Origin of the sequence: Flavobacterium crassostreae (assembly GCF_001831475.1) — a bacterium.
GTDB lineage: Bacteria > Bacteroidota > Bacteroidia > Flavobacteriales > Flavobacteriaceae > Flavobacterium > Flavobacterium crassostreae.
Genome location: NZ_CP017688.1, coordinates 917954 through 929934 on the forward strand (window position 1 = coordinate 917954; position 11981 = coordinate 929934).

General features: G+C 38.9%; 9 protein-coding genes. 4 read left to right on the forward strand and 5 right to left on the reverse strand.

The annotated features are described in order from the left end of the window. Window positions 1-65 precede the first annotated feature (65 nt). Window positions 66-1964: an amidophosphoribosyltransferase gene (locus LB076_RS04070; RefSeq protein WP_066333185.1), complete on the forward strand. Its 1899-nt coding sequence runs from the start codon at window positions 66-68 to the stop codon at window positions 1962-1964. A 286-nt stretch (window positions 1965-2250) separates the two neighbouring features. Here LB076_RS04070 and LB076_RS04075 read toward each other — a convergent pair whose 3' ends face one another. Both LB076_RS04075 and LB076_RS04080 read right to left on the reverse strand, forming a co-directional pair. Then, window positions 2251-2859: a superoxide dismutase gene (locus LB076_RS04075; RefSeq protein WP_066333187.1), complete on the reverse strand. Its 609-nt coding sequence runs from the start codon at window positions 2857-2859 to the stop codon at window positions 2251-2253. 196 nt (window positions 2860-3055) lie between these two features. After that, complete coding sequence (locus LB076_RS04080; RefSeq protein WP_066333188.1) at window positions 3056-3739, reverse strand: ComF family protein; 684 nt, start codon at window positions 3737-3739, stop codon at window positions 3056-3058. Between the two features lie 92 nt (window positions 3740-3831). Here LB076_RS04080 and LB076_RS04085 point away from each other — a divergent pair, with 92 nt between their 5' ends. Continuing rightward, on the forward strand, window positions 3832-5376 hold the full coding sequence (locus LB076_RS04085; RefSeq protein ID WP_066333191.1) for a glycine--tRNA ligase: 1545 nt from the start codon (window positions 3832-3834) through the stop codon (window positions 5374-5376). 57 nt (window positions 5377-5433) lie between these two features. Here LB076_RS04085 and thiL read toward each other — a convergent pair whose 3' ends face one another. Then, window positions 5434-6480 (reverse strand): thiamine-phosphate kinase, encoded by a 1047-nt coding sequence (thiL, locus tag LB076_RS04090; RefSeq protein WP_066333193.1) that lies wholly within the window; start codon window positions 6478-6480, stop codon window positions 5434-5436. A 134-nt stretch (window positions 6481-6614) separates the two neighbouring features. Between thiL and LB076_RS04095 the strand changes: the two genes are divergently transcribed. After that, window positions 6615-7544 carry a 1-phosphofructokinase family hexose kinase gene (locus tag LB076_RS04095; RefSeq protein WP_066333194.1) on the forward strand — a complete coding sequence of 310 codons (930 nt, stop codon included), beginning with the start codon at window positions 6615-6617 and terminating at the stop codon, window positions 7542-7544. A gap of 93 nt (window positions 7545-7637) precedes the next feature. On the opposite strand, the gene lepA is transcribed toward LB076_RS04095, so the two are convergent. After that, entirely contained in the window at window positions 7638-9434 is a 1797-nt protein-coding gene (gene lepA, locus LB076_RS04100; RefSeq protein ID WP_066333197.1) for a translation elongation factor 4, read from the reverse strand. A 261-nt stretch (window positions 9435-9695) separates the two neighbouring features. Between lepA and dusB the strand changes: the two genes are divergently transcribed. After that, the gene (dusB, locus tag LB076_RS04105; RefSeq protein WP_066333198.1) at window positions 9696-10688 is read left to right on the forward strand and encodes a tRNA dihydrouridine synthase DusB; all 993 of its coding nucleotides are present in this window, start codon (window positions 9696-9698) and stop codon (window positions 10686-10688) included. 93 nt (window positions 10689-10781) lie between these two features. Here the strand turns inward: dusB and LB076_RS04110 are convergent, their stop codons facing one another. Continuing rightward, entirely contained in the window at window positions 10782-11981 is a 1200-nt protein-coding gene (locus tag LB076_RS04110) for an ABC transporter permease (RefSeq protein WP_066333202.1), read from the reverse strand.

Consider the following 11981-nt stretch of genomic DNA (forward strand, 5'->3'; position numbering starts at 1 on the left):
CAGCTGTAGTTTAAAAAAAAGAACCTATTTTAAAATAAACAAACCCCACAAACCCCCACAAAACAATGAGCGACGCTTTAAAACATGAGTGTGGTATAGCTTTAGTTAGACTGCTTAAACCGCTTGAATTTTACAAAGAAAAATACGGTAGTGCTTTTTATGGAATACAAAAAATGTATCTCCTTATGGAAAAGCAACACAATCGCGGACAAGATGGAGCCGGTTTTGCAAGCATAAAATTAGATGTTGCCTCTGGTGAGCGTTACATTAGTAGAGTGCGATCCAACCATTCTCAACCAATACAAGACGTATTTGCACAAATCAATGACAGAATAAATTCAGAAATGGCAGCGCACCCAGAGTATGCTGAGGATGTGCAGTTGCAAAAAACAAAGATTCCCTATATAGGAGAGTTGTTTTTAGGACACGTGCGTTATGGCACCTTTGGGAAAAACAATATTGAGAGTGTACACCCATTTTTGCGTCAAAATAACTGGATGCACCGTAATTTAATTTTGGCAGGAAACTTTAACATGACCAACGTTAAAGAACTTTTTGATAGCCTAGTAGAATTGGGGCAACATCCCAAAGAAATGGCCGATACAGTAACCGTAATGGAAAAGATAGGTCATTTTTTGGATGACGAAGTGACGGATTTGTATCAAGAATGCAAAAATAATGGCTTAACCAAAAGAGAGGCCTCGCCTATTATTGCCGAAAAATTAGATGTAGCTAAAATTTTGTCCAGAGCCTCCAAAAACTTAGATGGTGGTTATGCCATGGCAGGATTATTAGGCCACGGAGATGCCTTTGTATTTAGAGATCCAGCAGGGATACGTCCGGCTTATTTTTATCAAGATGACGAAGTGGTGGTAGTGGCTTCCGAAAGACCTGTGATCCAAACCGTATTTAATGTACCTTTTGAAAAAGTGCACGAGATTGATCCAGGAAGTGCACTGATAATTAAAAAAAACGGAACAGTTTCTATGCAAGAAATTTTGACTCCAACCGTTAAGAAAGCCTGTTCTTTTGAAAGAATATACTTTTCTAGAGGTAGTGATGCCGAAATTTATCAAGAAAGAAAAAACTTAGGTCGATTGATTCTGCCAGCTGTTTTAGATGCCATAGACCAAGATACAGATAACACCGTTTTTTCGTACATTCCAAATACTGCAGAAACCTCCTTTTATGGTTTAGTAGAGGCGGCACAAGATTTTTTAAATCAAAGAAAAAACAACTTTATTTTAAAAAATAGAGATACTCTTACTGCCGAGACGTTGCAAGAATTACTTTCGGTAAAAATACGTACCGAAAAAGTAGCAATAAAAGATGCAAAACTACGCACCTTTATCACCGAAGACAGCAGTAGAGACGATTTAGTAGCGCATGTTTATGATGTAACTTATGGCGTTATCCAACCTACAGATAATTTAGTGATTATTGACGATAGTATTGTAAGAGGGACTACTCTAAAGATGAGTATTATCAAAATGATGGACCGTTTAAACCCAAAACGAATTGTAGTGGTTTCGTCGGCACCGCAAATTAGATTTCCGGATTGTTACGGTATTGATATGGCTAAACTAGAAGGACTTGTTGCCTTTAAAGCTGCTTTAGAATTGTTAAAAGAAAGAAACCTATACCACATTGTGGATGAAGTATATGCTAAATGTAAGGCACAAGAAGGTTTTGTAGACAGCAAAATCATCAACTACGTAACGGCTATCTATGCACCATTTGCACCCCAAGAGGTGTCGGATAAAATTGCCGAAATGTTGAGTTCGCCAGAAATAAAAGCAGAGGTTAAAATTATTTTTCAAACCGTAGAAGATTTGCATATTGCATGCCCTAAAAATTTAGGAGATTGGTATTTCACTGGAGACTATCCTACCCCAGGTGGTAATAGAGTAGTAAACCGTGCTTTTATAAATTTTTACGAAGGCAAAGACGCAAGAGCATATTAATAACTCCCTAAAACAGGGCGTTTATCGGTTTTATAAGTAGTTTGTCTTATAAATTAGGTATCAGAAAGCCTATCCCGTAAATTCGCTGAACCATAAAATTAGTAGGTTAAGTTTATGGTAGATTTGGGGCAAAAGGGGTGGAAGAAATTCCGCCCTTTTTATTTACTTACGGTTTAAGTTCGCTGCAAACAAAAAGTGCCGATTTCAAATTTTGAAATCGGCACTTTTTGTTTATTATACTACAAGAGGAAGAGCCAAAGTTTTTAAATCGGAATCCTCTAAAAAACTATTTTTCAGAAGCAAATCTTCTAGAAACTTCCGTCCAATTAATTACATTAAAGAAAGCTTCAATATAATCGGGTCTTCTGTTTTGGTAGTGCAAGTAGTAAGCATGCTCCCAAACGTCCATTCCAAGAATTGGTGTTCCGCCACATCCTACACCAGGCATTAAAGGATTGTCTTGGTTTGGAGTACCGCATACGTCTAGTTTACCTCCTTTGTGTACACATAGCCAAGCCCATCCAGAACCAAACTGCGTAGCACCTGCTTTGCTGAATTTTGCTTTAAACTCCTCAAAACTACCAAAGTCAGCTTCGATTGCAGCAAGTAAATCTCCTGTAGGAAGACCGCCACCATTTGGAGACATTACCGTCCAAAAAAGGTTGTGATTGTAAAATCCACCTCCGTTATTACGTACTGCAGCATTTTTTAAATCCAGATTGATCAAAATGTTTTCAATAGTTTTTCCTTCCATATCAGTACCCGTTACGGCAGCATTTAGGTTGGTGGTATAGGCGTTGTGATGTTTTGAGTGGTGAATTTCCATGGTTCGAGCATCAATATTTGGTTCTAATGCGTCATAGGCATAAGGTAACTGAGGTAATTCAAAAGCCATAATATGTTTGTTTAAATAGTTATAAAAATTTATTCAAATTTAAACATTAAACTTTGTAATCGGAAATTCTATTTTGTTATAATTTCATTAAAAAAGGACTTTGTTATTAAAATTAGACTGTTTTCAGGCTTTGGAGTCCCTTTTTTTTAGTTTTATGGGCTTAAATACGTTTTATCGGCAGATTTTTTTGCCCCATTTAATAATCTGACATAGCCATACAAAGAATGCTGATTTGTGTGCCAGGAATTTTTAAAAGAGCTCTAGAGCATGCCTCAAGAGTAGCACCTGTAGTAATAACATCATCAATCAGTAGGTAGTGTTTGTTGTGGTCTTTTTCCGAAAAAATTACGTCAAATGTAGTCTCGTTGCCTTGGATTCTGTCAGAGAAATCTTTTTTGGATTGGGTTTTAGAATAGGTATTCCGGATCAATAAAGCGGCGTTGTACTCTAGGTTTAATTTAGCAGATAGAGCCAGGCCAAAACTGCTAACCTGATTGTAGCCTCTTTCTCTAAATTTTCGGGGGTGTAGCGGCACGGGTATAATACAATCTACAGCGGTTAGTTCTTTGGTTGCGATCCAATCTTCGGCCACCCAATTGCCTAAACATTGTCCAATTTCTTGTTGGCCACGGTATTTAAGGTTGTGTACCATCTCTTGTACGATTCCTTTTTTACGAAAGTATAAAAATGCAGCAGCAAATTGTACGTCTATACGGCCATAAAATGTATTAAAAACAGCATTCTTTGGGTTCAGATGGTGGTTTGTTAGCGGTAGGGTATGCCTACACAAGGTGCAAAGTATGGTTTCATTACTAGATAAAATATGGTTGCAGCCACCACAAGTTTTAGGAAAAAACAAATTCAGAATACTTAGAAACATAAATAGGGTTTTTAGGTATAAAAATATAAAAATCTATCCTTCAATCGTTTCTTTTTTCTTTTTTTTAAATTCTCTTTTCCTATTTTTGCAGTATGGCAAAACAAGAAGATATATTTAAGAATGTAATTTCGCATGCAAAAGAGTACGGATTTATTTTTCCGTCCAGCGAAATTTACGATGGTTTAAGTGCAGTATATGATTATGCACAAAACGGAGTAGAATTAAAAAAGAATATAAGAGATTATTGGTGGAAATCCATGGTTCAGATGCATGAGAATATTGTAGGTCTGGATTCTTCTATATTGATGCATCCAACAACCTGGAAAGCATCTGGACATGTAGATGCGTTTAATGATCCATTAATAGACAATAAAGATTCTAAAAAAAGGTACCGAGCAGACGTTTTGATCGAAGACTATGCCGAAAAACTCAATATAAAAGCCCTCAAGGAGATTGAGAAAGCAAGAGTTCGGTTTGGAGATGCTTTTGATGAAGCAGAATTTGTAGCTACCAATACCAGAGTAATTGCCTACAAAGACAAAGAAAGAGCCATTCTGGAACGCTTAGCGACTTCTTTAGAAAAAGAAGACCTTGAAGACGTAAAGGCATTGATTGAAGAGTTAGAAATTGCGTGTCCAGAAACAGGCTCACGTAACTGGACCGAAGTGCGCCAATTTAATTTAATGTTTGGTACAAAATTAGGAGCCTCTGCAGATACCGCAATGGATTTGTATTTGCGTCCCGAAACTGCACAAGGGATTTTTGTAAACTTTTTGAATGTACAAAAAACCGGAAGGATGAAAATTCCATTTGGTATTGCCCAAACCGGTAAGGCATTTAGGAATGAAATTGTTGCAAGACAGTTTATTTTTAGAATGCGAGAATTTGAACAAATGGAAATGCAATTTTTTGTACGTCCAGGCGAAGAAATGAAACATTATGAGTTTTGGAAAGAAACGCGTTTAAAATGGCACTTGTCTCTAGGTTTAGGAAAAGAAAATTACCGTTTTCATGACCACGAAAAATTAGCACATTATGCCAATGCAGCAGCAGATATTGAATTTAATTTTCCGTTTGGATTTAAAGAACTAGAGGGGATACACTCGCGTACGGATTTTGATCTCAAAGCCCACGAAAAATTTTCAGGCAAAAAACTACAGTATTTTGACACCGAGTTAAACAAAAACTATGTGCCCTATGTTGTAGAGACTTCCGTAGGATTAGACCGTATGTTCTTGGCTGTTTTTGCCACTTCCTTAAAAGAAGAAACTCTAGAAGATGGTTCTACCAGAACGGTGTTGCGATTGCCATCGGTTTTGGCACCTACAAAAGCAGCCGTTTTGCCATTGGTAAAAAAAGATGGCTTGCCAGAAATTGCTCACAAGATCATAGAGGATCTAAAATGGGATTTCAGCGTAGCCTATGATGAAAAAGATGCTGTTGGCCGCCGTTACAGAAGGCAAGATGCGTTAGGAACGCCATTTTGTATCACTGTTGATCACCAAACCATAGAAGATCAAACCGTAACCATACGTCATAGAGATACCATGAAACAAGACCGTGTTAAAATAACGGATCTTAATGCACTAATCCAAAATGAAGTTGCCGTCAAAAATTGGCTACTAAAAATGGAATAATATCGTGTATTTAAAAGTAAAAGAGGCTGCTAATGTATTTTAGCAGCCTCTTTTGATTTATTCTCGCAAGGCATTCCAGCCCCGAGCCTTTAAAGCAATTTTAGTATTTGCCCTAGTAACCAAGTGTATGCCTTCGCTTTGTTGGGTCATGTGTCCGATAATTGAAAAGTTAGGGTTTCCTTTAATTTTTTCAAAATCTTCCATAGCAATAGTAAAAAGCAATTCGTAATCTTCGCCTCCATTTATGGCCACCGTGGTACTATCAATAGCAAACTCTTCGCAAACATTAATTAATTGAGGGTCTAGTGGCAGTTTGTCTTCATATAAATTACAACCCACGCCAGATTGTTTGCACAAATGCATAATTTCGGAGGATAATCCATCCGAGATGTCAATCATGGCAGTAGGTTTTATTTCTAAAGCATGTAATAAGGTTCGCACATCTTTGCGTGCCTCAGGCTTTAATTGTCGTTCAATGAGATAGGTGTAGGCATCCAGATCCGGTTGCGAATTAGGATTTACCTGAAAGACCTGTTTTTCACGTTCTAAAACTTGCAAACCCATATAGGCCGCTCCAATATCTCCAGTTACTACCAATAAATCGGTTTCTTTGGCACCATTTCGGTACACTATTTCTGCTGCATCCGCTTCGCCAATGGCAGTAATGCTTAGGATCAATCCTTTTTGAGAAGAGGTAGTGTCTCCACCAATAACATCTATATTGTATTCTTTTGCAGCGTGTGCAATTCCTTCAAATAATTCTTCTAAGGCCTCCAACGGAAACCGATTAGACACCGCCACAGATACCGTAATTTGAGTAGCCTTGGCATTCATGGCACAAATGTCAGACACATTAACCACCACCGCTTTATAGCCTAAATGTTTCAAGGGCATGTATGCCAAATCAAAATGAACTCCTTCAATTAATAAATCCGTAGAGACCACTATTTTTTTGTCTTTAAAATCCAAAACCGCGCCATCATCTCCTATTCCCTTTAAAGTAGAGGGTTGGTTGGTTGCAAAATTTTTAGTTAAATGGTCAATTAGTCCAAATTCTCCTAATTGCGCTATACTGGTACGTTGTGGGTTTTTATCTTCAATCATTATTTTTAGTTTCAATCCAACAAAGGTACAAAGTACAAACGCTTTATAAGAGTAAAGCAGTATAGTTTTTTTTAGATTTACACGCCAGGTATTGTATTATTTTTTGCATCTTTAGAGCAATTAAAACCCGTAGCATGAACCCATATAACATAGCCACCCTAACCGTAAACCCCGCAGTAGACAAAAGCACCCATCTAAGAGGTTTGGTGCCCGAACAAAAAATACGATGTGATGCACCACGATACGATGCTGGAGGCGGCGGCATAAATGTATCCAAAGCCATAGCACGTTTAGGCGGCAACCCACTAACTATTTTTACCGCAGGTGGCGCTTCTGGGCAAATGCTAGCCGAATTGTTGCAACACGAAGCTATTGCTTGCCAGGCCATTGGTACCAAAAATACCACCCGAGAAAATTTTGTAGCCGTAGATGACAATACCAATTCCCAATACCGGTTTGGATTTCCAGGAGCAGCAATTAGCACCTCCGAAACCGCAAAGATTATAGATGCCATATCCCAGTTGAAATCCGAATTTTTAGTTCTCAGCGGCAGTTTAAACACATCCTTATCGGTAGATTTTTATAAGCAATTGGCTATAATTGCCAAAAAAGCCGCTATAAAAGTAATCGTAGATACCTCAGGAGAAGCCTTAGAAAAAGCGTTAGAAGCCGGTGTATATTTAATCAAACCCAACGTAGGTGAGTTGGCAAAACTAATCGGTGTAGCACAACTTGAAATGGAACAAGTGCAACAAGCAGCACAGCAAGTTATAGCCAAAGGAGGCGCCGAAATTGTGGTGGTTTCTTTGGGAGCACAAGGCGCTGTTTTGGTTACCAAAGAAGTCTGCGAGTACGTTCCGGCACCAAATGTAGCCAAGAAAAGCACCGTTGGAGCTGGAGATAGCATGGTAGGAGGTATGGTATGGGCGCTTTCGCAAAAGAAAAGCCTAAAAGAAGTACTCTGCTGGGGAGTAGCCTGTGGCACTGCAGCAACCATGAACGAGGGAACCCAGTTATTCCAAACAACAGACGCAAAGCGATTGTACGATTGGATGTCAAGCTAAGGGGAGAACAAATAAAGAGAAACCCGGACCATTTTTACATCGTCAGGGTTTCTCTTTATTCGTGTTTCTTTGTTCTATTTTCTAGAAAAAAGATTAATCATTCAATTTCAATACCGCCATAAAGGCCTCTTGCGGAATCTCCACATTACCTACCAATCGCATGCGTTTTTTACCTTTCTTTTGTTTTTCAAGCAACTTACGTTTTCTGGAAATATCCCCACCATAACACTTAGCAGTAACGTCTTTACGTAAGGCTTTGATCGTTTCGCGCGAAATCACCTTTACACCAATTGCCGCTTGAACCGGAATATCAAATTGTTGCCTCGGAATCAATTCCTTCAGCTTTTCACACATTTTTTTACCAATAGAATAAGCGTTATCAACGTGCATCAATGAAGATAAAGCATCTACAATTGTTGCATTCAATAAAATATCTACCTTCACTAAGTTTGAAGTACGCATTCCAATAGGAGTATAATCAAACGATGCATATCCTTTAGAAACCGTTTTCAAACGATCATAAAAGTCAAATACAATTTCTGCTAAGGGCATATCAAACGTCAGCTCCACACGTTCTGTAGTCAAGTAGGTTTGATTGGTGATTAAACCACGCTTTTCGATACATAAACTCATTACGTTACCAACATAATCTGCTTTGGTAATGATGGTAGCTTTTATAAAAGGCTCTTCCACATGGTCTAAACGAGAAGGCTCTGGCAAGTCAGATGGGTTGTTTACCACCAAAACAGTATCAGGATCTTTCTTTGTAAACGCATGGTACGAAACGTTAGGAACCGTAGTGATAACCGTCATGTTAAACTCCCGTTCGAGACGCTCTTGTATAATCTCCATGTGCAGCATCCCCAAAAATCCACAACGAAAACCAAATCCTAAAGCCGCCGAACTTTCGGGTAAAAATACAAGTGAAGCATCGTTCAATTGTAACTTTTCCATAGAGTTTCGTAGCTCTTCATAATCTTCCGTATCTACAGGATAAATTCCGGCAAAAACCATAGGTTTTACATCCTCAAAGCCGGTAATTATATTTGTTGTAGGCGTTTTAGCATCCGTCAAGGTATCCCCAACTTTTACTTCTTTGGCTTCTTTAATTCCGGAGATTAAATACCCAACATCTCCAGCCGAAATCACTTGCTTCGGAACTTGGTTTAGTTTTAGCGTGCCAATCTCGTCAGCAAAATATTCATTGCCTGTAGCCATGAATTTAATTTTTTGCCCTTTTTTAATTTCGCCATTAACCACCCTAAAAATAACCTCAATACCTCTAAAAGGGTTGTAGTGCGAGTCAAAAATTAAGGCTTGTAATGGCTCGTCTTTATTACCGGAAGGTGGCGGGATTTTTTCAATAATGGCCGCCAAAATATTTTCGACACCAAAGCCCGTCTTGCCCGAAGCATGAATAATATCCTCGAGTTTACAACCTAATAAATCAATAATATCATCACTAACCTCCTCTGGATTAGCGCTAGGCAGATCCACTTTATTCAAAACCGGAATAATCTCCAAATCATTCTCTAAAGCAAGATACAAATTCGAGATCGTTTGCGCTTGTATACTCTGAGCCGCATCCACAATCAATAGCGCCCCTTCGCAAGCCGCAATAGATCTCGAAACCTCGTACGAAAAATCTACGTGCCCCGGAGTATCAATCAAATTCAAGATATATTCTTCACCTTTATAGGTGTATTCCATCTGGATGGCATGACTCTTAATCGTAATCCCGCGCTCGCGTTCCAGATCCATGTTATCGAGCAATTGCGCCTTTTCTTGGCGAGCTGTAACAGTTTGTGTAGCACCCAATAAACGGTCCGCCAAGGTACTTTTACCATGGTCAATATGTGCAATAATGCAAAAATTACGTATTTTTTTCATTTTCTCTATAGTGTCAATTTTTAGGGCGTGACCACAAGGGTCGGGCTATTGGTTGCAATCTTTTGCTTTTTTAAAGAAAAAAAGCAAAAGGATTTTCACCGCTATCCCTCACGCGCAAGTGTCGAACAACGACAATTAATCTGCAAATATAGTCTAAATATAGCAGTTTTAAAATAACACAGCACAAACTCACTACCACTTTTATAGGACCTTTTTCCGTATTCGCTTAAAAAGTGTATTTTTGCACCAAATTAAACCAAGATGATTAAGATAGGCACCATAGAATTACCAGAATTTCCGTTACTACTCGCCCCTATGGAAGACGTTAGCGACCCACCATTTCGTAGGTTGTGTAAAATGCATGGTGCCGATATGATGTACTCGGAGTTCATTTCGTCCGAGGGATTAATTCGGGACGCCATCAAAAGCCGTATGAAATTAGACATCTTTGATTACGAGCGTCCTGTTGGAATTCAGATTTTTGGCGGAGACGAAGAAGCCATGGCATTATCCTCTAAAATTGTCTCCACCGTCAACCCCGATATCATTGACATTAACTTTGGTTGTCCAGTCAAAAAAGTAGTTTGCAAAGGCGCCGGTGCCGGCGTTCTAAAAGACGTAGACTTAATGATCCGTTTAACCCAAGCCGTTATAGACAGCACCCATCTGCCAGTAACAGTCAAAACCCGTTTGGGCTGGGACGATAGTTCTATAAACATAGACGAAGTTGCCGAGCGGTTGCAAGACATAGGCGTTGCCGCACTCAGCATACATGCCAGAACCCGAGCCCAGATGTACAAAGGCCACTCCGACTGGTCCCATATTGCTCGAGTAAAAAACAATCCAAGAATCACCATGCCTATTTTTGGCAACGGCGATATTGACTCCCCCGAAAAAGCCTTACAGTATAAAAACGAATACGGAATAGACGGCATCATGATAGGCCGTGCCGCCATTGGATATCCATGGATTTTTAACGAAATCAAGCATTACTTTAAAACCGGAGAACATTTGGCCAAACCAACCGTTGCAGATAGAGTAGCCGCTGTCCGCAATCACCTAACATGGGCAATGGAGTGGAAAGGAGAACGGTTAGGCATTGTAGAAACCAGACCCCATTATACCAATTATTTTAAAGGAATTCATTCCTTCAAACCCTTCAAGCAACAGTTAGTAACCCAAGACAATCCACAAGAGTTATTTGCTATTTTGGATACCATAGAGCAAACATACGCTGGTTATAAAGTAGAGTAAATACCCTATTGAAAACCCCAATTCCACAAATCATACCAAATCAATTGGTGCAAATTAGTAAAATTGGGGTTTTATTTGGAATAGCCCGAAAATTTATTCCAACAATTTTTTACTCACGCGACTACTTGCAATCAACGAAGCGATAAATCCAAGGGAGACAATTGTACCCATTACAATCAATACATTTTGGATAGAAAAAACCACCGGATAAGCCAACGTAGGAGTAATTTTAATAAATTCAAAATGTTGTTGTAACAGCACAATTAGTATTCCAATAACCAGGCCAATAACGCCACCAACCACACTGAGTAGCGTGCCTTGCAGTAAAAATATTTTTCTTAAATCGGCAATATCCGTTCCAAGATTCAAAAGCGTTTTTAGATTGCTTTTCTTGTCCAGAATCATCATAATTAGCGCGCCAATCAAATTAAAAAGCGCCACCACAATCACCAGCGTAAAAATCAAATACACCGCAATATTCTCCGTGTTCAACATCTTATAAAGAGCCTCATTGAGTTGGGCTCTGTTTTTAATCGTAATTTTATTCTCAAAAATAGCATGCAACGAATCGATAATTGCCTGCTCCTCTGCACCAGCCTTTTCTTGAATCTCAATCCCAGAAATCTGGTTGCTTTTATACTCCAATAACTCTTGCGCCAAGCCTAAATCTGCAAAAACATATTTAGAATCCAGATCTTCACTAATGGCATAAATTCCAACTGGATACACCACAGCTTTATTAAAAGCCTGCGCCGCATTTTCAATAGTACCCTTTCCGGGTTTGGGCACCATTACCTCAAGTTGGCTATTAAAATCCAATAACCCCATCGAAAACTTTTGAGCAATCCCATAGCCCACCACCACCTGATAAGTATCCTTCTCGAGCCATTGGCCATTATAAAGCGTTTTTTGGATCGCATTTACCTTGTCAAACTGCGGATCGGTTCCCTTCAAATACGTAACCATTTGCTTGCCATTAAAAACAAACAAAACCCGTTCTTCAATAATTTTTGAATAGCCAGCTACACCATCTATTTTCTTAATTTTGGCCTCTTGCTCCGGACTAATAAAAAAAGATTTCCCTAGAGTGCTACTAATCTTCAAGTCAGGATCAATAGCATTGGTAAACGAAAGACTAAAAACCTTCAATCCACTAAAAACCGATAACACCACAAACAAAGCCATAGCGCCCACAATAATCCCCATACTAGCAATACGGTTGATAATATTAATGGCATTATTTTTACTGGTACTACGCAAGTAGCGTTTGGCTATATAAAAAGAAAAATTCAA

Coding starts and splice junctions, on each gene's coding strand:
- LB076_RS04070 (WP_066333185.1), top strand. CDS start 66: ATGAGCGACGCTTTAAAACATGAGTGTGGTATAGCTTTAGTTAGACTG.
- LB076_RS04075 (WP_066333187.1), bottom strand. CDS start 2,859: ATGGCTTTTGAATTACCTCAGTTACCTTATGCCTATGACGCATTAGAA.
- LB076_RS04080 (WP_066333188.1), bottom strand. CDS start 3,739: ATGTTTCTAAGTATTCTGAATTTGTTTTTTCCTAAAACTTGTGGTGGC.
- LB076_RS04085 (WP_066333191.1), top strand. CDS start 3,832: ATGGCAAAACAAGAAGATATATTTAAGAATGTAATTTCGCATGCAAAA.
- thiL (WP_066333193.1), bottom strand. CDS start 6,480: ATGATTGAAGATAAAAACCCACAACGTACCAGTATAGCGCAATTAGGA.
- LB076_RS04095 (WP_066333194.1), top strand. CDS start 6,615: ATGAACCCATATAACATAGCCACCCTAACCGTAAACCCCGCAGTAGAC.
- lepA (WP_066333197.1), bottom strand. CDS start 9,434: ATGAAAAAAATACGTAATTTTTGCATTATTGCACATATTGACCATGGT.
- dusB (WP_066333198.1), top strand. CDS start 9,696: ATGATTAAGATAGGCACCATAGAATTACCAGAATTTCCGTTACTACTC.